The sequence below is a fragment of the Gracilibacillus phocaeensis genome (assembly GCF_900626275.1).
In the GTDB taxonomy this organism is placed as follows: domain Bacteria; phylum Bacillota; class Bacilli; order Bacillales; family Amphibacillaceae; genus Gracilibacillus; species Gracilibacillus timonensis.
The window spans coordinates 140,544-162,458 of the sequence record NZ_LR131141.1 but is presented as its reverse complement, the minus strand read 5'-3'; the positions used below and the strand labels follow the sequence as shown (position 1 = coordinate 162,458).

General features: G+C 40.2%; 19 protein-coding genes. 4 read left to right on the top strand and 15 right to left on the bottom strand.

What is annotated here, in order from left to right; all coding sequences use genetic code 11:
• Positions 1-580 precede the first annotated feature (580 nt).
• Both E0E32_RS01220 and E0E32_RS01215 read right to left on the bottom strand, forming a co-directional pair.
• Positions 581-1,249, bottom strand: a complete 669-nt coding sequence (locus tag E0E32_RS01220) for a spore coat protein (protein ID WP_350308611.1) — start codon at positions 1,247-1,249, stop codon at positions 581-583.
• Between the two features lie 51 nt (positions 1,250-1,300).
• A complete protein-coding gene (locus tag E0E32_RS01215) occupies positions 1,301-3,232 on the bottom strand; it encodes a fructose-bisphosphatase class III (protein ID WP_066186939.1) in 1,932 nt (643 codons plus the stop codon).
• A gap of 153 nt (positions 3,233-3,385) precedes the next feature.
• Between E0E32_RS01215 and E0E32_RS01210 the strand changes: the two genes are divergently transcribed.
• Together E0E32_RS01210 and E0E32_RS01205 are read left to right on the top strand one after the other, a co-directional pair.
• Positions 3,386-3,691, top strand: a complete 306-nt coding sequence (locus E0E32_RS01210) for a DUF3189 family protein (RefSeq protein ID WP_078059902.1) — start codon at positions 3,386-3,388, stop codon at positions 3,689-3,691.
• A 10-nt stretch (positions 3,692-3,701) separates the two neighbouring features.
• Positions 3,702-3,992, top strand: a complete 291-nt coding sequence (locus E0E32_RS01205) for a hypothetical protein (protein WP_066187392.1) — start codon at positions 3,702-3,704, stop codon at positions 3,990-3,992.
• A 304-nt stretch (positions 3,993-4,296) separates the two neighbouring features.
• Here the strand turns inward: E0E32_RS01205 and E0E32_RS01200 are convergent, their stop codons facing one another.
• The 3 genes from E0E32_RS01200 to E0E32_RS01190 all read right to left on the bottom strand — a co-directional run bounded on the left by E0E32_RS01200 (position 4,297) and on the right by E0E32_RS01190 (position 7,394).
• A complete protein-coding gene (locus tag E0E32_RS01200; protein WP_130858717.1) occupies positions 4,297-5,259 on the bottom strand; it encodes a glycine betaine ABC transporter substrate-binding protein in 963 nt (320 codons plus the stop codon).
• A 76-nt stretch (positions 5,260-5,335) separates the two neighbouring features.
• Entirely contained in the window at positions 5,336-6,181 is an 846-nt protein-coding gene (locus E0E32_RS01195; protein WP_066186934.1) for an ABC transporter permease, read from the bottom strand.
• The gene (locus E0E32_RS01190) at positions 6,174-7,394 is read right to left on the bottom strand and encodes a quaternary amine ABC transporter ATP-binding protein (RefSeq protein ID WP_066186931.1); all 1,221 of its coding nucleotides are present in this window, start codon (positions 7,392-7,394) and stop codon (positions 6,174-6,176) included. Before E0E32_RS01190 ends, E0E32_RS01195 begins: the two co-directional genes overlap by 8 nt.
• 432 nt (positions 7,395-7,826) lie before the next feature.
• Between E0E32_RS01190 and E0E32_RS01185 the strand changes: the two genes are divergently transcribed.
• The gene (locus E0E32_RS01185) at positions 7,827-8,297 is read left to right on the top strand and encodes a GbsR/MarR family transcriptional regulator (RefSeq protein WP_066186928.1); all 471 of its coding nucleotides are present in this window, start codon (positions 7,827-7,829) and stop codon (positions 8,295-8,297) included.
• A gap of 84 nt (positions 8,298-8,381) precedes the next feature.
• On the opposite strand, the gene E0E32_RS01180 is transcribed toward E0E32_RS01185, so the two are convergent.
• The 4 genes from E0E32_RS01180 to E0E32_RS01165 form a co-directional block, all read right to left on the bottom strand.
• Positions 8,382-8,828, bottom strand: coding sequence for an RDD family protein (locus E0E32_RS01180; protein WP_066186926.1), 447 nt, complete (start codon positions 8,826-8,828; stop codon positions 8,382-8,384).
• A gap of 15 nt (positions 8,829-8,843) precedes the next feature.
• Positions 8,844-9,845: a signal peptide peptidase SppA gene (gene sppA / locus E0E32_RS01175; protein ID WP_066186923.1), complete on the bottom strand. Its 1,002-nt coding sequence runs from the start codon at positions 9,843-9,845 to the stop codon at positions 8,844-8,846.
• 303 nt (positions 9,846-10,148) lie between these two features.
• Positions 10,149-10,703, bottom strand: a complete 555-nt coding sequence (locus tag E0E32_RS01170) for a sugar O-acetyltransferase (RefSeq protein ID WP_066187390.1) — start codon at positions 10,701-10,703, stop codon at positions 10,149-10,151.
• Positions 10,704-10,723: 20 nt separating this feature from the next.
• Positions 10,724-11,896: an MFS transporter gene (locus E0E32_RS01165; protein WP_130858716.1), complete on the bottom strand. Its 1,173-nt coding sequence runs from the start codon at positions 11,894-11,896 to the stop codon at positions 10,724-10,726.
• 200 nt (positions 11,897-12,096) lie between these two features.
• On the opposite strand from E0E32_RS01165, the gene E0E32_RS01160 reads away from it, so the two are divergent.
• The gene (locus E0E32_RS01160; protein ID WP_066186917.1) at positions 12,097-12,705 is read left to right on the top strand and encodes a transglutaminase-like domain-containing protein; all 609 of its coding nucleotides are present in this window, start codon (positions 12,097-12,099) and stop codon (positions 12,703-12,705) included.
• Positions 12,706-12,751: 46 nt separating this feature from the next.
• Here the strand turns inward: E0E32_RS01160 and E0E32_RS01155 are convergent, their stop codons facing one another.
• The 6 genes from E0E32_RS01155 to E0E32_RS01130 form a co-directional block, all read right to left on the bottom strand.
• Positions 12,752-13,498, bottom strand: coding sequence for a copper homeostasis protein CutC (locus tag E0E32_RS01155; RefSeq protein WP_165444915.1), 747 nt, complete (start codon positions 13,496-13,498; stop codon positions 12,752-12,754).
• A 165-nt stretch (positions 13,499-13,663) separates the two neighbouring features.
• Positions 13,664-16,198 carry a beta-mannosidase gene (locus E0E32_RS01150; protein ID WP_130858714.1) on the bottom strand — a complete coding sequence of 845 codons (2,535 nt, stop codon included), beginning with the start codon at positions 16,196-16,198 and terminating at the stop codon, positions 13,664-13,666.
• Between the two features lie 13 nt (positions 16,199-16,211).
• On the bottom strand, positions 16,212-17,279 hold the full coding sequence (locus E0E32_RS01145) for a Gfo/Idh/MocA family protein (protein ID WP_130858713.1): 1,068 nt from the start codon (positions 17,277-17,279) through the stop codon (positions 16,212-16,214).
• Between the two features lie 18 nt (positions 17,280-17,297).
• Positions 17,298-18,164, bottom strand: coding sequence for a sugar phosphate isomerase/epimerase family protein (locus E0E32_RS01140; protein WP_130858712.1), 867 nt, complete (start codon positions 18,162-18,164; stop codon positions 17,298-17,300).
• Positions 18,165-18,323: 159 nt separating this feature from the next.
• Positions 18,324-19,685 (bottom strand): alpha-L-fucosidase, encoded by a 1,362-nt coding sequence (locus E0E32_RS01135; RefSeq protein ID WP_130858711.1) that lies wholly within the window; start codon positions 19,683-19,685, stop codon positions 18,324-18,326.
• A 536-nt stretch (positions 19,686-20,221) separates the two neighbouring features.
• A complete protein-coding gene (locus E0E32_RS01130; protein WP_130858710.1) occupies positions 20,222-21,829 on the bottom strand; it encodes an extracellular solute-binding protein in 1,608 nt (535 codons plus the stop codon).
• Between the last annotated feature and the right edge of the window lie 86 nt (positions 21,830-21,915).

Here is a 21,915-nt window from a genome sequence, read left to right as displayed (position 1 = left end):
CTATATTTCTGCCAATAAGTAAACCGCATAACCTTTTTCTGAGAACGATTCGATCATACATTATGGCTTTTATAAAATGAAGGAGCCATTTTATAGCATGATCCATTACACAGTTGAAGAATCAGTTGACGATTTTTTCCTTTTGTTACAACAGTGTCTAGGTACCTAGAATGCTTTCTCCTTGCAGTGATAACCATTGTAGTACTCCAATCTAGCGGAGGGAATATGCGGAGACTTGAAAATGGTTTACAGGCTAAAATCGCAACGTCCTGGGACTGCGATTACTCGCCCCACCGAAGCCCATTTGTTGCAACGCCTGCACTTGCACGTCCTGTGCATCGCAGGACGAGCTGAAGATCCACTTGTAAAAGTGCTCTTCTTTTGCAAGTTAGCTGAAGCCGGCCCCGCGGAAAGCGCAGCATCTTCCTGCAGCGCTTGCTTTGCACAGATAAAACGATCAAACTCACCACTAAGGAAAGTGGGCTACTAAACATAATCCGTCTTATCGGTACCACCATTCGTTTAAGATCAACTCTTTTAAAAAAGAAGCTCCTTTCGGAAGCTTCTTTTCCTTTTTGCCTTAATGCATACCTTGTTGGCCTGCTGGCGCATAGCCTTGTTCCATCATTTGCGTATCTTGATCACTTAGTTTTGGTAATTGGTAATAGCCATGCTTGTTTTGGTATAAGAATAACTCATAAGCCATTTCCAACATATTAGGAATACTATCTGCAATCACACGACGCAAAACCGGTTGATTCATCTCGAGCGCTGCAGTCGTCATGCCAGTAGCAACGGTTTTAGTTTGACCCAGCATAAACGAAGAATAACATTCATCCGTCAACTCATTAACCGTTTGCTTCGGTTGTTTAGGCTGACCGGGTTTTAAACCGTAGATAACCTCATTGCTTTCTTGCATTTTATATTCCTGTGTCGGCACTTGTGGATCGCGTCCCGTTTGAAATACACCAATAACCGTGTTATACAGCTGTGTCGTAAAAGCCGATTGACGCTGCAGTATATTTTTTAATTGGGTATCCTGGATATGCTGATCATACAATTGATATTGTTCTAACATACCGATAAGACTGCCAATCACCTCATGGGTATCCATCATTTCATGTGCACTATGATTACGTGTATTTGCTTGGCTCCCCATGTTTGGCTGCGAAGACATCCCTTGTGACATTTGTTGATGATTTTGCAATTCCATAACCTCCTGTAAAATAGATACTTGTTTAGTTTTCACAGAAGTTCGGGACTTATGTATAAAAAAAGAGGATTTTTCAATTCCTCTTTTTCAATTGAAGTAACGATAAGTCATTAATTGCTGCAGGTGGTCTATTTCCTTTAATAACAGCTGACCAATATTCGTTTCGCGAACTTTTTTTCGCTCCAATTCCTTATCCACCACTCTACGAACAGATAAGACATCTGCACCTTCTAACAATACCTCTTGTTTTGAATTAAAATGTTGATGCGCCACTAATTGCATGCCATAAGAATTATACAACAATGTATATCCAGCAATACCGGTGGTAGACTGATATACTTTGGAAAATCCTCCATCAATAACGATCATTTTCCCATCTGCTTTGATTGGGTCTTCTCCTTCAATTTCTTTTACTGGGGTATGTCCATTAATAATATGTCCTTGTTCAGGATCGAGATCAAATTCTGCTAAGATATTACAGCATATTTCTTTACTTTCACGTAAAAAATAATATGGATTCTTTTTTTCTTTATGGGCTGCTTTATCTTTTATAAAATATCGTTCAAAGGTGGTCATTGCTCGCTTGCCAAACAGTGAGGAGAATTCTCCTGTCCATAAATACCACACCATATCAGTAGCCAAATCATCAGCAAATTCTTTGTTGGCAAAGGCTTGACGTAAATAATATTCAAATTGGTCTAGCAGATCACGTCCCTGGTATTGTTCGCCTTCAATCTCCATTTTTTCCATATTACCATCTTGATCCACTGGGATACAGCCATGTATAAGCAGATTGCCATTATAACGCAAATAGAGATTCCCTTTTTTCATTAAAAAACGCATATGACGACTAAGCTTTTCGGATTGCTGTACGGCAAAAAGTAATTTTTCAATCACTTCTTCCTCTTCCGGGAGTAATTGATCAGGCTGCTCAGGGTTAACAGTAGCAAAGCAGGTATCTTCTAGAGAGTAGGTGTCTCCATACAAGGTGATCGTTTGCTGTTCATAATTCACCTTTTCTAATACAAGTCTTTCGTCCATGTTAAAAAATGGACGCCGTTTAATAATTGGACTTTCTAACTTAAATTGAATCATAGCGATCGCTTGATGCATTTTGGTAATTTGGATTTCTTCTTCTGTGGAAAGGCTTTGACCTGGTGATTTCTTTGGACGAAAAGATGGATTATCACCATAATACCTTTCCGCTAAATTAAGTAGGGGACGCAAATTGATTCCATAGGCATCCTCGATTATATCCAAATTATCATACCGCGCACAAATACGTAAAATATTGGCTAAGCAAACCTTAGATCCCGCATAAGCTCCAATCCATAGCACATCATGATTTCCCCATTGAATATCAATGGAGTGATGATTAATTAAGGCATCCATAATTTTATCTGGTTCTGGTCCACGGTCATAAATATCTCCAACTACATGCAAATGATCCACTACTAGGCGCTGTGTCGTATAAGCAAGTCCGGTAATCAACTTGTCCGCTTGATTTAATGAAATGACCTGCTGCACAATCTTTTGGTAATACGTTTTTTTATTCATATACTCATCACTTTTATATAACAGCTCTTCAATCACGTAAACAAATTGCTTTGGCAAGGCTTTTCGCAATTTGGAACGTGTATATTTCGAGGATGCATAGGCAATTAAGTGAATCAATTGATGAATTTGTTTGGTATACCATTCATCCAACTCTCGTTTTTCTGTTGTATTATTTTTAATTAATGTCAATTTATCTTCCGGATAATAAACCAACGTGGCAAATTCGGATATTTCATCCTCGGATAATGTGTCCTTGTAAATGTCATGGATTTTCTCCCTTACTTTACCTGACCCATTTCTGAGCACATGTTGAAAGGCTTGAAACTCCCCATGCAAATCACTGACAAAATGTTCTGTCCCCTTTGGCAGATTGAGGATTGCTTCCAAGTTAATAATTTCTGTGACAACTTTTTCTTCACTATCGTACTTTTCTGCTAATAAGTCCAAATATGCAGTATTCAATTGAATACATCCCCTTCCCCAAAATATATACTATAAAATATAACATTTTTCGAATAATAAATACAACACATTTGCTGTTTTTGATAAATATTATACATTTTTGTATAAATGAAATATTTGGTATATAATTTTGCATTTTCTTCATAATAAGGTATTGGTAGACAAAACAATAAATACGTAGTACCTGCACTCGAACATTTAGCAGTCATTTTTCAAGAAAAACATGCGATACAGGAGAATTTTATTCTTTCTAATACTTCTCCTACCGTTCCTTTTGTGATGTCAATAGGCGGGATGATGCTAGCTAGGGGACTCCACCTGAACCCACTTGGTGAACCATTATTAGTTATTGGCACGCAAAAATGCTGTATAGAGATCCTACAACTTGTTACAACTACTAAGGAAGCTGCGCAGCAAAGTAAGGCACAAGCGATTGTATTGGAAAACAAACAAAAATGAGGTGATACTAATCGAATTTCCAACAATTCATACTAACATATGGGATGGTACGATTGCCGTCCCTGTCATCATCATCTTGACACAGTGTATCAAAGTATTTCCCATTCCAAGGCAATTTTATCCTACGGTTGCAAGCATATTAGGCTTTATTATTTCCATCTTTATTAGTCATCGTCATGATTTGTGGGCAGGAGTGTTTATGGGGGCGTTTTATGGGGGTGCGGCTATCGGAACCTATTCTTCTTTAAAGACTTCATGGGTGGCATTCAAGAACCATAGACAGCAGAAAAAACAGACTTAAACCCGATCGTTGCTCTACGGATAAATCAAATTAGTCATTAACTGCTGATGTTAAATCGCTTTGAGATATGAATAGTGCACCAAGCTCTTCCGCAGCACTTCCTAGCACCGACAAACACTCAACTTTACTACATGGAATAGAAGGTCCGACTACTTTATATCATTCAATTTATCGAGACTCCCATTTGTTCAGAGGAAAATTTTCTTATATATTTTTCTATCATACAAAAAACTCCCCTTCAAGTAAACTATCTGTCTACTTAAAGGGAAGTTACTATTACCAGATAAGCTGGTGTTTTAGCGAATTATTCGCCTAAGCCTTCTGTCCATTTTTCAAGAAGATCTGGATTCTCTTCAAGGAATTGGCTTGCGGCATCTTCTTCGCTTTCGCCACCATTAATAGCTACAAGTAAATCATTCTCGATTTCACCATTATAATCTTCTGTAAAACGTTGAACTACTTCATACGCTGCAGGTGAATCTTCTTGGAAAGTTTTATTTGCTACTGCTTCAATACGGTCACCATCACCACCATAAATTTCTTGTGGATCTTCTAGCATTTTTAGATCCAATTCAGCGAAAGCCCAGTGTGGCTCCCAAAGTGGTACAATAATTGGCTCTTCATTGTCCATTTTTGATTGTAATTCAGAAAGCATAGCCGCTTCAGAACTAGCAAGAAGCTCCCAATTATCTAAGCCATATTCTTCGATAGCAGTTTCTGTGTTCTGCATAATACCTGCACCAGAGTCAATACCAGTAATCGTCCAGTCAACAGACTCACCTAACTCTTCATTGCCTTGAAGGTCTTCAATGGAGTTTACATCTTCCATGTAAGAAGGAACTGTTAAAGCTAGTGGGGCTTGGGCAACAAATTCCCCAACAACTTCCACATCATCTTCGTATTCTTCCCAATAAGACGCGTGTGTTGCTGGCAGCCAAGATGCCGTCATAAACGCCGCGTCACCACTTGCAACACTTGACCACATCGCTCCTGCTTCTACCTGTGTATCTTCCACCGTATAGCCAACTTCCTCAAGTACTTGCTTCAACAACGGTGTACGTGCAAGCGCACCTGCCCAAGCAACATATGGAACGGTAAGATCCGTTTCACCAAGCTCTGCGCCGTCTGCACTTTCACTACCATTGTCCGTATCTCCATTGTCCCCTGAACCTGCATCTTCTTCATCACCACTGCCGCCACAGGCTGCTAATAACATAACCAGCGCAAGCACTGCGATAAAACCAAATAATTTGACATTCTTAATCATTAAGAAGTCCCCCTTTTTTAAAATTTAATATATAGTTAAGATTTTGGGGGATGAACCCCTAAAATCTATTAACTAGCTATTTCTTCCTGTTAAATCCTTGTGTAAAGCGGTCCAACAGCATCGCTAAGATAACTAATGAAAGTCCGCCTTCAAATCCAGGTCCGATATTAACCTGTGTAACAGCCCGGTATACAACTACACCAAGTCCAGGAGCCCCTACCATCGAAGCAATAACAACCATGGATAAGGATAACATAATGGTTTGGTTAATACCTGCCATAATCGTTGGCGTGGCAAGTGGTAATTGTACCTTTCCTAACCTTTGCCACGTTGTTGAACCAAAGGCATCTGCCGCTTCAATCAATTCTCCATTAACTTGTCTAATACCAAGATTAGTCATTCTTACCGTTGGCGGCATCGAGAAGATAATTGTAGCTACAACACCTGGAACCATACCAAGGCTGAAGAATACCACTGCCGGAATTAAGTAAACAAAGGCAGGCATGGTCTGCATAAAATCCAAAATGGGTGTAATAATCGATTGAACAAGACTTTTTTGTGACATCCAAATACCAATGGGTATCCCAATAATCATCGATATAACCACCGAAACGATGACCAGTGACACGGTTTCCAATGTCTCCGGCCAATAACCTAGATTGTTTATTAATCCTAATCCAAGTAATGCAAATACCCCTATTTTCCAATTGACAACCCACCATGCTAATAAGGCAACAATAATAATTAGGGCAATTGCCGGTATCATTTCTAATAGCAAAACGAAGTTCTCTGTAATAAATTCAATAACGTTTGTAATAACATCAAAAAAACCAGATAAATGATCGGTTAAGAAATCTTCAACCTTTTCTATAAACCTATCTAAAGGCAACTTTGGAAATATTGCACCTTCTGACTTATCCATCTGCCTTCACCTCCCCGTTTCCGTTTAGCACTTGATCATTACCCGCAAGTGCACCGATAACAGAGCCTCTTACGACAATACCAACCAATCTGCCATCTTCGTCAATCACAGAAAGTGGCGCTTTTTGATCGGCCATCGGTTCAAAGGAATCGGTCAGTAATGTATCTGGTGTGATGGTTGGAACATCCGTTACCATGACATCCGTAATCTGTTTTCCTTCTTTATCTGCAGCGTCTGCTTGATCTGCTGTGATATATCCAAGGAATTTTCTTTTTTTGTCCACGACATAAATCGTTGATACGCCATTTTCTTTCATTAACCTTAGAGCCACTTTCGGCCCTTTGTCCGATACTACGGTTTCTGCCCGTTTCATAATATGGTTTGCCGTAAGTACCTTGGAAAGGTCGACATCCTCCACGAAACGTTCTACATAATCGTTCGCGGGATTCATCAGGATTTCCTCTGCTGTGCCGATTTGCACGATACTTCCATCTTTCATTAACGCAATCCTGTCACCAATTCGAAGTGCTTCATCCAAATCGTGTGTGATAAAGATAATCGTCTTCTGTACGGATTCCTGTAAATCCATTAATTCATCCTGCATGTCTTTACGAATTAACGGGTCAAGCGCACTGAAGGCCTCATCCATTAATAGGATGTCTGGATCATTAGCTAATGCTCGAGCCAAGCCAACACGCTGCTGCATACCACCAGAAAGTTCATTTGGGTATTTATCTAAATAATCCCCCAAACCAACTAACTTCAATGCTTCACGTGCCTTTTCCTGGCGATTTTCTTTATCAATTCCTTGAACCTCCAGGCCAAACTCGGTATTACGTAAAATCGTTTTGTGTGGAAGTAAGGCGAAATTCTGGAAGACCATACTCATTCTTTTCCTGCGCATGTCTCGAAGCTGTTCCTTGTTCATGCTTGTCACATTCTCATTTTCCAACTTAACTTCACCTGAAGTAGCATCAATTAAACGGTTCAGCATACGGACAAGGGTGGATTTACCACTCCCGGATAACCCCATGATTACAAAAGTTTCTCCAGCTTCTACCGAAAAAGAAGCCTGATTAACCCCAACGGTACAACCAGTTTCTTTTAAAATCTCTGCTTTTGATTTTCCTTTACTTAAAAGCTGCAGTGCTTGTTTTCGCTGTTTGTGTTTCCCAAACACTTTGGTTAGTTTGTCTACTTCGATAACCGCCATATCACTCACCTCTCTCATTTTTCTATTTCTCTGTCGGTCATTGTTTAAGCCTGATATAACGGCTAGTTGTGAAGCAGTACTGCCACCGCCTAGACAATTGAACGTTCAAATATCATGTCATTTGGCTCAGTGCTTTTCGATCAGTTCCCCAAAATATTTACTTATTTTAAACTAGAATCGATCAATCACTAACTTTCATCAGGTCAATAGGCTTTCGCTTACTGTAATACTATATAACATTTTACCCATTCAATTCAAACATTAAATTCAGCTGATTTCAAATGTTTTTTTCGTAAAGTTTAGACTGTACGTACTTATTATGGCATATTCTCTTAATTACTACATTTATCTCTTTCTAACTATCTCATTTCTGATTTTGATTTTTTTTATATCTAGTGTAGCCTTAATTTACAAGCATTTTAGGAGGATTATATGAACATTCAGAAAAAAGAAAATATCATCCACCAAACTATTCATGCCTTCTCACAAACCATTGAAATGTTTGGTTTATCTCCATCTGATGCCCGCTTATTTGCTTTTTTATATTTACATAAAAACCCATTAACACTTGATGACATGTGTGAGGCCTTGGGGAGAAGTAAAACATCGATAAGTACTGGCATTAGGAATTTAGTAGAAATGAACCTAGCAACTCGTGTATGGCAAAAAGGGGTGCGCAAAGATCTATATCAGGTAAACTCAGAATTATTTGAACTATTCGTGCATGCCTCCGTTGCAAAATGGGTCGATCACACCAATCAGCAGCGTGGCACATTAGAAGAGTTACTGAAAACACTTCCACATGATGATGACAACGAAGATTTAAAACAATCTCTTGAAGAATTGATTGCCTTTCATCAAGAAATAGGGGGCGCCTTTCAAAAAATGAAAAAAAGCGAATAAGCACAACCTATTCGGCAGTGTTTACTCGCTTTTTAAACGAACTTACCTTGTGCACTCACTCATTTCCTTGAGCGAGTGCACGTTTTATTTTTCTGTGAAGACCACTCGGGTATTCCCAATCATATCATGTAAGCCCTGCTTCTGTGCCGTAAACGCGACAAAAAGATAGAGCAACATGGTTAGCTTAAAGATATTAAAGATAAAACGACCGACAACCTCGCGAAAAATAAGGTCGCTCCATTGCAGTGCCTGCTTATCTTCCCTAATCACCTTCAAACCAAAAATCATCTTACCCAACGTCTGTTGAAAGTATTTCGTCATTAACAAGAAGTACAAGTAAAAGATAATCCCTCCAAGGATACCTGTCACTGTCCAAAAACCGATCGTTAATGGCTGGCCATCATTAATGAAAACAAATGGCAGCAATAAGATACCGCTAATGCTAAAGACGACAATACTATCTACGAGATAGGCCCAAAATCTCATCCAAAATCCCGCATATCGCTGAACGACTACTGTCTGTTCTTCCACGTTACCGACACCTCCTTATTCTGAATATAAGTACATGGCACGCGGTGCATTATTTTGCTGAAGTAATTCCTTCACACCATTTAGCTCATGCTGTGATCCCATCATATTTTGAGCTACTCCGCCAAGCCATTGATTAAAATAGGCGCCTTCTTGATATTCAATTACCGGTGCATTTGCTAAATCCTGTTCTTCTTTCATCATAGCAACGGTGTCATCGAAGCTGCCTAATTCATCAACCAGCCCTACTTCCTGTGCCTGAGAACCAGTGTACACACGGCCATCTCCTAATTCACGCACTCGATCTTCTGTCATGTCCCTGCCATCGACAATAACCTGTACAAAATCAGCGTACATGTCATCAATCATGGTTTGAAGTAATTCGCGTTCCTCGTCCGTCATATCACGAGTCGACGACATAATATCTTTAAATTCGCCACTTTTGATCGTGTTTACATCAATTCCTAATTGATCCGCCAACTCTGAGAAATTATAACTTTCCATGATTACCCCAATCGAGCCAGTCAACGTTGCATTATGGGCAACAATCTTATCAACAGGCGCAGATATGTAGTAACCACCTGAAGCAGCGGTGTTCCCCATCGATACATAGACTGGTTTATCATAGGTTTCTTTAATTTCTACTATTTTATCATGGATTTCAGCACTCTCGACAACACCGCCTCCAGGGGTATTGACTCGCAATATAATACCTCCGACACTACTATCTTCTCCCGCCTGTTCCAACATCTCCATAAAAGATTGATGATTGTAACCAGTAGACATGAAACTAGCAGCTCCACCACTGTCCTGAATAACACCATTCACATTCAGAACGGCAATTTTTTCATTTCCTGTACCTGTTTCCACCGTTTCTTCTGCATAACTCTTTGTTTCATCCCCCATCTCAAACATTCGTGTGAAATCTGTCGTGATAATGGAAGAAAAGAATTGGAAACCTATCGATACAAGGAATAATCCCACTGCTACAGATAGGGCTATCCATCGTTTTACACTCATTGTTTATGTCCTCCCTTTCGCTGTTTTACTCATAAGTGGATCTTTCACTCCTCTAATATCATACCTGTATTCATAATCTTTGAAACATCGATATGAAACAACGGTCTTTACATCCACTGTTCTTATTATGTACGAATTTTCTAGTAAAATGTTTCAGATTTTTCATTCTAAGTGCGTGTTCAAAAGCCGACTATCAGATCAATGAGACATTATTTCATTCAACTTATTTACTTTCACAGATCTAACATCCATTATATCCCTCTTCATTCCGGTTTTTTATTGTAATAAGCTATTGGTAACATATTACAAATATTTAATCACCTTCGCTGGATTACCGCCTACCACTACATTATGGGGTACATCCTTTGTCACCACTGCACCAGAACCTATCACAACATTATCTCCAATCGTGACGCCCGGGTTAATAATCGCTCCGGCACCAATCCAGGCCTTATTTCCTATCGTTATTGGTTTGGCATATTCCTTACCAGAGGTACGTTCGTTAGGATCTAATGGGTGTGTAGCGGTCAATATTTGCACACTTGGACCAATCATACAGTCATCCCCTATTCTCACTTCACATACATCTAACACCGTAAAATCGAAGTTCGCATAAAAATTTTCGCCAACATGTAAGTTATAGCCATAGTCAAAGCGAATATTGGGTTCCATTCCTATGTTTTCACCAGTTGAACCAATTATTTCTTTTAACAAACGGACACGCTTTTGCTCTTCAGCTGGACCGGTAGCATTAAATATATGGACCAATTCCCTTACCCGATGCCGTTCTTCCGTTAAAACGGCATCGGTGGCATCATACAATTCTCCGGCTAACATTTTCTCTTTTTCTGTTTTCATCATTATTCTATTCTCCTCCTTTATTTTAATACATACAACAGTCGTTCTGAGGCGATCAACATCAGGGCGATGATCAGCACAAGAAACATTGGAAAAATGGCAATACTAGTCTGTGTTGCGATAAAACCAAGTAATGGGGGAATAAACGTCGTTCCCGTATAAGCGGTCGCCATTTGGTACCCCATAATCGATTGGGAATGAGTAGTACCAAAACGGGTAGGTGTTTCATGCAGCATACAAGGAAAAATCGGCGCCAAACCTAAACCAATCAGCAGTAAGCCTGCTAAAGCAAAAGGAATAGGTAATGGTAGAAGCAATAATATCGCACCACTTAAAGCAGTAATTTGTCCTGATCTGATCAGATGATTATTATCAATCTTTAAGGTGACAAAACCAGTAATAAATCGGCCAATCGTGATACCTGCCCAATAAAAGGATATCCATTTGGCAGCAACTGATGGGGAGACATCTTTCACATTGACTAAATAACTGCTCCCCCACAAACCGACAGCCGCTTCAGCCGAGCAATAAAAGAAAAGGGATAGAAGTGCAAACTTGACACCTTTTGTTTGCAGTGGTTTGCTCTTTGGTTGTTTTACTGATTCATCGGTATTGGTTTCTGCCACTATCGTTCTTTTCTGTGTATTCTCTACCTTTTTCCATAGGGGTAATGACAAAGAATAAATAATAACCAAGCTAAATTGAATGATAGCAATTGCCAGATACCCATTACGCCAAGAATCTTGTGTATCAATAAAAAAAGCCATAACAATAGGACCAGAAGTAGCCCCTACTCCCCAAAAACTATGTAGCCAGCTCATATGATGGGCTTTATAATGACGGGCAACGAAATCGTTTAACCCGGCATCAATGGCTCCAGCCCCTAACCCAAGAGGTATAGCGCACAGCACTAACCAAAGCAGAGATGGGGCGAAGTGGAAACCTAACAAGGCAGCAGCTGTCATCGCAGCACTGACCAGAGAAACTTTGCCAACTCCAAAGTGTTTCAATAATTTCCCACTTGCTAAGCTGGATACAATCGTACCACAAGCAATCACCATAAACAGGTAACCAGCTGTATCCAGAGGGGCATCGAAATCCGGACGCATTGCCGGCCATGCTGCCCCTAAAACCGAATCTGGCAATCCCAAGCTAATAAATGCCAAATAAATAATAAGCAATAATAATGTCATACGGTAAAACCTCTTCTATGTATATTTATCCGATTATTATGAGCATTAATCATACTATACCAACCTGAAATATTCTAAACAAATAATCCGACTTTCTTGTTTTTATAAACAAATACAATCGATTGAACGAGAGGTTGACAATCTCTTTAGATTATGTATAATTATTCATAATAATTTATATTTATTAACGGAGGGATCGAATGAATCTTCAATGTACATCTCCTAATCTGGAGGACTATCTCGTTGAATTACCTGCGCTTGATTTTTCTCATCCACTTGTACAAGCTAAATCAGACGAACTATTTACAGCTTACCCATCCGAAATAAGTAAAGTGCAGCGTGCCTTTTGCTTTGTTCGTGACCGAATCGACCATTCATGGGATATACAAGGAAAACAAAATACTTGTAAGGCCTCGGAGGTGTTACAACATCAAGAGGGGATATGTTATGCTAAAACCCACCTGTTAGCTGCCTTACTCCGTTCCCAAGGCGTCCCTACTGGATTTTGTTATCAGCGCTTAACCTTATTTGATACAGCTGAACAAGGTTATTGCATCCATGCATTGAATGCCGTTTTTTTGTCTGATCAACAAACATGGATACGATTAGATGCAAGGGGCAACAAGCCTGGCATCAACGCTCAGTTCTCTGGCGGTAAAGAGCAGCTAGCCTTCACTGTAAGAGAAGAATTAGACGAGAAGGACTATCCCTTTATTTTCGCCAAACCACATCCAAAGATCTTAAACACGTTGACAAGCTACGCTGATCCGATTGATATGTGTCGCTCCGGTTTACCAAATGAACTTTGATATGAATACAGGGTGTCTTTTATAAGAAAAGACACCCTGTATTCATTTATTTCCATTCCATCGGTCGTTGTACGAATGGATGATCATAGGATTTCTCTCTGCGCACCCCTTTGCCAATATGATATTCCTTTGCTTGTACAGTATCATGAAAGGAAAGAAGATTGCTTAGCTGCAGTCCTGATCCCGGCATAATCACTGGTCCGTCCAATTGATCCGCTAATTGGATTAAGCGTAGAATCTGATCTTTGCCTTGTATACAATCCGGTGCACCACCAGAGGTTAGTACTCGTTCTACTAAGTTTGGATAGGTGGCGAGTGTTTGATAGGAGGTTTGTAAATCATTAGAATAATCAATAGCCCGATGAAAGGTGATGCGAATATCCGTTGAGATGGCCTCTATTTGTTGTAGGATCTGTTCATTTATGCTGCCATCTTCATTAAGAGCACCGAAAACAAAGTGATTTATCCCTAGTCGATGTAGTTCTTGAAAATCTTGCAATATTTGTTGCGTATCCTGTTTGCTATAATAAAAACCGTTATCATGTGGTCGCACCATGACTTGCACTCGTATCGATGGTTTCTCATTGATAATGGACCGCAGCAAATCAATATCTGGTGTCAAGCCGTCCTCTTCAATTGCTGAAACTAACTCTACTCGATCATAACCACATTGTTCCGCCTCTAATACATCGTCCTTTGTTAAGGCAATGACTTCAATAATCACATAAATCCCTTCTTCCTGCTTGTTTACGGCAAACATCACGTCGACAATATTCGCCATATTTATTATCATACCACTTTTTTGATTCCAATCATAAAGGGAGACTGTCATCAATGATATTTTTTCCTTCCTTACAGAGATGTAACGAGGGGTCTATCTCTACTAAGCTGGGAGGAACTAAATTGTACTGGAATAAACAAAACGGCTGCTGCCCTCATGGAACAGCAACCTTCTCGTTTACTTTGTAATATAGTCATACATCGATGTTACTTGTAGTTGTTTAACTGGAACTGTATCTGTCACTTCTGGGTCTAATGATTGACAATACCGAACAAATTTCTTGATACCCGGTACAAGATTAAAATTATTATCTTCAAAAAAACCAGTCTCTTCCACCTGTAGCCAAACATTCGTTGCATAGGATGTCGCTGTCAACACGACGCCATCATCCGCCAATTCCCATTTAATATGAGGATTTTGCAGATTCAAGTGTTTTGTTTTCTCAAACAAATGGTCTATCGAATCTACCACAGTATCACCAATTAACAACTCACAACGCAATAATGTTTGACTGCGATCGCCCGATGCGATGTTTGCCACATCTTCTTCGATTAATTTACTTGAAGTATTGGCCTCTATTGTCACCTGTTGGTGCTGTTGATCAAGTAATGATCCATTAAAATCATAAAGAGAATAAATCAATGTTGCCTCTTGCTGCTTGATGACATCAGAAACGGCATAAATGGTGAATTGCTCTTCTTTTTGATCGGCAATGATCACCGTCGGTTTAAAGCGGTCTTTCATCGTAAATTGCAATGCCTTCCACCTGCCGTAGTAATCCATGCTTGACCAAGAAGCGACTGGCCAGCAATCGTTCATTTGCCAATACAATGTTCCCATACAATACGGCATATGTAGCCTGTGACCCTCTACTGCTTGTTTAATTGCCTCAGCCTGTAAGATATGACTCACATGCAGAAAGGAAGAAAAATCTTTAGGTTCCTGATAATAACTATCCATATAGGTTTTAATCAAACGATTACCAGCACCATTTTTCTGATGATGCAGCATCACATCAGACTCTAATGCCATCTCCTGCTCCTGGGCGTAGGTTCTTACCGTTCTTTCTTCCGGAAAGGATTGGAACCCATATTCGCTCATAAAGCGGCCAACATTCTGTTTATATGCCTCTAATGGCTGCTGACCATGCCAGACATCCCAATAGTGCATGTCACCTCTTGTTACGGAATCAAAGGTTGCATGCTGTGATGATGTTCCCGATAAATCCTGCATAGGAGAGCTTGGCCAATAGTCCTTAACCGGATCGTTTTGGTCGATCACCTCTGGTAAAATCTGATGAAAGACTTGTTCATAATCCTGCCAAATAGCCTGACGCTGTTCCTCATTATATCGTTGCTTCCAGCCCCATCCAGCCTCTTCAATGTATTCTGTCCAGGCGGAGTCCATTTCATTATTACCGCACCATAAGGCTATACATGCATAATTACGTAGTCGCTTCACTTGGTCCATCGCTTCCTGTTTGACATTGGCAAGGAAGGCCTCGTCACCGGGATACATGCTGCAAGCAAACATGAAGTCCTGCCAGACAAGAATTCCATATTGGTCACAATATTCATAAAAGGCTTCATATTCATAAATCCCGCCGCCCCAAATACGCAACATGTTCATATTCGAATCAACGGCTGTTAATATTTCATGACGATAATCTTCCTTACTGATTCTTGTTTCAAAACTGTCATTCGGGATATGATTGGCACCTTTTGCAAACACAGGGATGCCATTTAATTCAAAATAAAAACTTTCCCCTGCTTCGTCTGCTTTTCTTACCAATTTGATGGAGCGTAACCCCGTCGTCAGCTGATAATCACTCAACACTTGATCGGTAGAAGAGACTACTTCCACATGAAATTGATACAAATGAGCTGCACCTAATCCGTTAGACCACCATAGGCGTGGCGACTCCTTCGTAAATGGTACATCAATCACCTGTTGACCTGCTTCTAGCGTAGCTTGTTGTGTATGCTCCCAGCCATATTGATCGGTAATTTTAATAGTTACCTGTTGCGCCTCGGTTGTTTCCACTTCTACATGTGCTAGTACTTCCGCTTTTTCTTCTGTAATATGCTGTTGCTCCAGGTAAACATCCTGCACTTTTACGTCCGACCATGCTTCGATCGTTACATCTTTCCAAATTCCAGCTGTAACAAAGCGAGGTCCCCAATCCCAACCATAATGATAAGGGGCCTTTCGCGCAAAAACACTCAATTTCTTCTCGCCAACACCGCCATCTTCGGAATGGTCATTATCGGCCGGTAGATTGTAACCTAGCTGATCTGGTTTATCCAAGTCATATTGAACGGCAGAATGGAAATAAATGTGCAGTGTATTTTCCCCAAGTTGCAAATAGTCTTTTATATCAACCTTCCAAATGCGAAACATATTGTTAGCTTTCAGAATCGAATGACCATTCAAACGCACATCTGCATAGGTATCAAGCCCATGGAAGGTAAGTACTACATACTCTTGTTTTAACGCTTCCTCGGTTACTTCGAAAGTGGTCTGATATTCCCAGTCCCGCTTATCTACCCATTGCACATCTAATTCTTTTTTTCCCTCAAAGGGATCTTCTATCATGCCAAGATCCAATAAATCCGTGTGAACGCAACCCGGCACAGTGGCAGTATACCACTCTTCCGCTGTTGCCTCTTTAAATTTCCAGTTGTCTAATTGCCATGTTGTTAGATTCGTCATTTCTCTACACCACCTAGCTGTTAAAATATATTTCTCTTTGTTCTGTACTGGATTGATAGACACCCGTTAACATCTTCATCATCTCCACGCCATCCCCTACTGGCGCAATCGTTGTTGCCTCTCCTTTTACACAAGCAATAAAGTGATCGATTTCTTTTTGGAAACCTTGGACAAAATCAAAGGATAGATGGTCAATTTGTGGTGTGCTATTAAACATAATATTATGCTTTTCCGTAAAAATTTCAAGTGCTGGTTCGATCACTGCCCCTCCCTTATTACCATGGAGGCTAACACTGATTTCTTCTTTTGGTGCATGTAAGGCAAAGCTCACCTCTACAGCAAGAGATGCACCATTTTCAAAACGAATCAGGGCATTTGCCGAATCTTCGACATCATTTTGGTCAGCATCATAATCGGCCGCCTGATAAAAGGATTTGTATTCAATATTGGACCGGTTTCCTAATTGATGATAAGTATTACCACTAACCGATTTTACTTTTGGTTTCCCCATTAAATACCAGCACAAATCGATAACATGCACACCTAAATCAATTAGAGGACCTCCGCCCGATCGTTCTTTATCAGCAAACCAGCCTCCAGGATTACCTAATACACGAATACAAGACGCCTTCGAGTAATAAATATCCCCTAAGTCACCACTGTCAATGAACTTTTTTAATACTTGTGTATTAGTGCCAAAGCGACGTACATAACCTACCTGCAAGAATTGATCCGGATTATCTGTTACCGCTTGCTGTACGGCTTCTGCCTCTTCTACCGTTTTACACAAAGGTTTCTCTGATAAGACACTTTTGCCGCTATTTAATGCAGCAATAGCGATCTCGGCATGGCTATTATTCCATGTACAAATGCTGATTGCCTCTACTTCTGGGTTGGCTAGAAGCTCTTGGTAATCCGTATACGCATAGGAAACGCCAAGATCTTCCGTCGTTTGCTCAAGACGTTCCTGATTGATATCACACACGGCAATCAGTTCAGCTTCTTCTGATTTTTGATACGATTGAATATGCATTTCCGAAATCGACCCTAATCCAATCACACCTATTTTGATTTTGCTCATTCTATTTTTTTCCTCCTTTTAGATAGAATCCCATAGTTGTTTGATATTTTTAAAGGAAATGGCGCTGGCTTGTTTACATTCTTCCATCCCTTCAAATTCGATCGAGATATAACCGTCATAGCCATGATCTTTCACTTGTTTTAATATTTGTGCTAACGGCAAGTCACCGTGACCAGTAATGGCGCCTCGTAAATAATTACCTCCAGCAGAGCCAAACCAACCTTCACCTGGGTTAGGGGCAGTTGCTGAACGAACATAGAAATCTTTAGCATGCAGCATCGTAGTATTCCCCAGACATTTAGGAACAGCTACTGCGGGATCCTCATCGACACAAACAAAATTCCCTGTATCCAAGGTATGACCAAAGTTTGGTCGATTCACCTTAGCGATGATTAAGTTGATGCGATCACTTGCCTGCAAATAGAAACCATGATTTTCAATACTTGTCACAATATCATACTGCTTGGCATAATCGGCAATCAGCTGACACGCCTTTACAATCGTCGGCAAATCCTGATCAAACTGTTCGATCGTCCCCTCTTGCGGTGGCTTAAAAGACACGTCATGCCGCATTCTTTTGACACCTAACTGATTTGCGATATCCACTTCTTTTTTCACGCGTTCTATTTCCTGTTGAAAAGCGGTTTCATCTCCAGACAAGAAATCGGCGCCAATGGCATAATTGGAAATAGCCAAGTCTAACTCTTTTGCTTTGGCTGTAATTGCCTTGATTAGCTGGGGATTCTCCGTTAACGAATAACCAATCGGGACAATTTCGATATGCTCTCCACCTAATTCTTTCGTCCATTCCATCACATCCAAAATCGTCATTTCTCCAGAATGAATCGCCTGTGCTAAACTATAAGAGCTCATTCCTAATTTCATTACATATATCCTCCTATGGTGTTATTAAGCTTTATGTATTGCTTGGATAAACAGTGGTCATATAAACAACAACCTCTGATTCCCCTTATATTTTTAATCTACCTTCTTCACTATCATTCAAGCCTATACCTTCGTAATGGAAAGTATAGGGGGATACTATCAAGCTAGTGTAAAACGAAAGACGTCTGCTATAGGATGCGTCGTTTCCTCATTTACCAGTTCCACAGTGATCCCTTCATCATCTTGCGAGAACACGATATCTTGCTGCTCATTCATCCATTCGATAGTTTTTACTTTCGCTTGAAAAGGAATACGGATCGTTGTTGGATAAACGCTATCCTCTTCTTCACACAATCGAAAGCAGAATACTTGATTTTCTTTTTTAGTAAAGGCAAAAGGTGCTTCAAAATACGGCGCTGTTATTCTGGTACCGTAAATTGCCTCACCATACCTATCCATCCATTTCCCTAACTGCTCCATTCGCTCCAGCGCAATTCTAGGCAGTCGACCATCTGGTTGTGGTGGTACATTTAAGGCAAGATTACCACCTTTGGCAACGATCTCAATCAAGGCATGCACAATTTCACGTAATGATTTATACTCATCCTCATATTTAAAAGCAAAGGAGGTAGCAATTGAAATACAGCTTTCCCACGGGATATGAAGAGCTCTATCCGGTATCGTCTGCTCTGGGGTAATATAGTTTTCATGTTCTCCACCTATCGTACGGTCAGCCGTTAGTAAACCTGGTTGATGCTTACGCCCTTCAGCAACCACTTCTCCCAAACGAATATCTTGTTTTCCTTTACCAACCCATCCGGCATCCAACCATAGAATATCGATTTCTCCATATTCTGTCAGCAACTCGAGTATCTGACGATGTGTAAAGGATACAAAGTTTTCCCACATCCATGGATACTCTTCTGGATCATAGGATGGTCCTCTCCACATATGATGTTTTCTTTCCATTCCTGGTGCCCAATAGTAGGGTGTATGCCAATCAGCTTTGGAAAAATAAGCGGCAATCCCGATTCCTTGCTTCCTGAATGCAGTAAATACATGCTTACAAATATCGGCATATCGATGCGTGTGGAAAGGACATTCTGCACCAGTAATGCGATAATCAGATTGTTTTGTATTCCACATCGAAAAGCCATCATGGTGTTTGGTTGTGAAAATCAAATACTTAAATCCTGCTTTTTTGGCTTGTTCAGCCCATTTATCTGGTTGAAAGCGAATAGGATTAAACGTTTTGTTCAGATTAAAATACTGACGTTTGAACTCTTCCATATCCTCTTCCCAGTCGACATCATCTCTCGACCAGTCGCCATCTGCATCGCTCAGTGCCCATGACTCCACCAGGCCAATTTGTGAATAGGGACCCCAGTGCATCATCAATGCCAACTTCTGATCCTTAAACCATTCCAGTTTTTCTAATACAGCAGGGTCGTTTGGTTTTACCCATTTGTCCTCTGCACTATAATTGTGCACCCCGCGTTCGATTTCGGTATGCTCGCTCATTACAATCACATCCTCATTTATTTATTTAAGCATTACTCCAGTGCACTGCCTGTTCCAGCTGACTTTAGCGAAACGAGTTATACATCGAGTTTGCTCACGAAAATCAAGATCGTGTTTACTGGCTCGAGCCATCCAATGAAAAGTTCGTGCATTAGATTCTCCTCGGCATCGGTTGTCTTTTATAATGTGACGACATGATCTCCTCCGCTCTTTCAGCAGAAATCAAATCTTAGATCTTTATGGCAATATGCCTAGCTTAAGCATATATGAAGCCTTGAGCTATCGAATTTTCTCATTTGATAATAATTTCCGTCTTCAAATGAAACGATAACAAACGACTGTATCCCTAGTTCTATTTCCTGTATACTACCACATGACAAATAGTTGTCAATGTTGATCATTAGCACCACTTCTCTAACTAGCGCTTGTTCCATCTTGTCAATGAACCGCATATGTATGTCACTCTTTAGCTGCAGATATACAAGGATGGCTCGTCCTTTTGATTACAAAACGAGCCATCCACTTGTTAACTGAAATTAATTACTTGCCCAACGATCATAGGCTGCTTGATTAATTTCAATATATCTTTCAATATTCATATTTTCAATTGTCTCAACATAAGAATCCCAATTAGACATTGGTTCTACTCCTGTGATGAACTTCGCCTCCATCTGTTCTACATAAGACTCCAAGTCCACTTCAATCGTATTTAGCTCATCTTGTTCATCTTTCGTTAAATAAACTAGCGGAAACGGTAATTCGCCATATGGTTCAATCTTTTCTTCTGTTTCCGCTCGAACAAATTGATCAAATTCAGACTCTTCTTTCCCCTCAATTGGATAGGTAACAGTTGGTGTAGCAATACCGTAATCAGGGGTTAGCGTGCCGCGATAATCTTCCGAACTATCATATCCCTCAGGTGGATCCAGTTCAATGACTTCTCCATCGTCACCACGTTCCCAAAGGTCTCCTTCTGGACCCATGTTCAAGAAGGCATATCCTTCAGGAGAATAGAAATAATCGATCCATCTAATAGTCGCTTCGGGATTGCTGTTATTCGATGTGATCGAGAACGTTCCTCGTGTTAACCCTGGGCTTAATGGCATCATTGGTTCTTCTGACCATTCACTAGTCAATGGATGAAACATTGGATTATTCATTGCTTCTTCCTGGCTTTCACCAGTAGTAAAGAAGGAGAACCAATCTGGGAATAACCCTAGTCGGTTTTGTTGTCCTTTTGCTTTCTTCTGCTCATCAGATTGCGAGAATGTTTCTTGATCTAATAAGTTTTCTTCGTACAATTTATTCATAAATGTTAAGTACTCTTTATAATTTTCGGTGATAGGGGTGTAACGTACTTCACCATCTACCTCGTCAATTCCCCATTCTTTCAAGCCAAATGCGGCTAATAACCAAGGACGAGTACTGTTCATTTCTACGTCTAATAATGGAATTTCATCTGCTTCCCCATTGCCATTCGGATCTTCGTCACGGAATCGGACTAATAAATCATAAAACTCATCTATTGTCTTCGGTAGTTCTTCTACTCCTAATTCATCTAACCATTGTCCGTTATACCACATCGGACCAGTATACCATAGAGCTGATGAACCGCCTTCAGCAACACGAGGCAACGAGTAGATATGACCATCCACTGTCGTAATGGATTTTTCAATCTCTGGATTTTCATCTAATAATTTTTGAATATTCGGGGCATGCTCTGCGATTAAATCTTCCAATGGAACCAGTACTCCTTGTTGACCATAATCCACTTCCATACCAGGAGTAAAGTCGTCTGATCCAGCTGCATAGATAATATCAGCAATATCCCCACTTGCAAAAGCCAAATTTAATTTGGTTGGAAAATCACTGACAGGAGGTGTGTCATAAGACAAATTTATGTTAGTCATCTCTGCATACTCCTGAAGTGTCTCCATGTCTTCCCAATCTTCCAAACCAGTACCTGGAGCCATCAATGATAAGGTAATCTCTTCATCGACAATCGGAAAACCTTCTTCATTGATTTCAACTGTTTCATCGGTGGAAGCTAACTCTGAACCTTCATCTGATGAATCACCACCACATGCGGCCAATAAGCCGATACATAACACACTAATTAAGGTAAAAATTAAGTATTTTCTCATATGTTGTACCCTCTCTTTTTTTAAGAATAGAATGTCCCAAATTACATGTACTTACGCGTTGTCCCTGCTTTTCACCTCCCTAAATG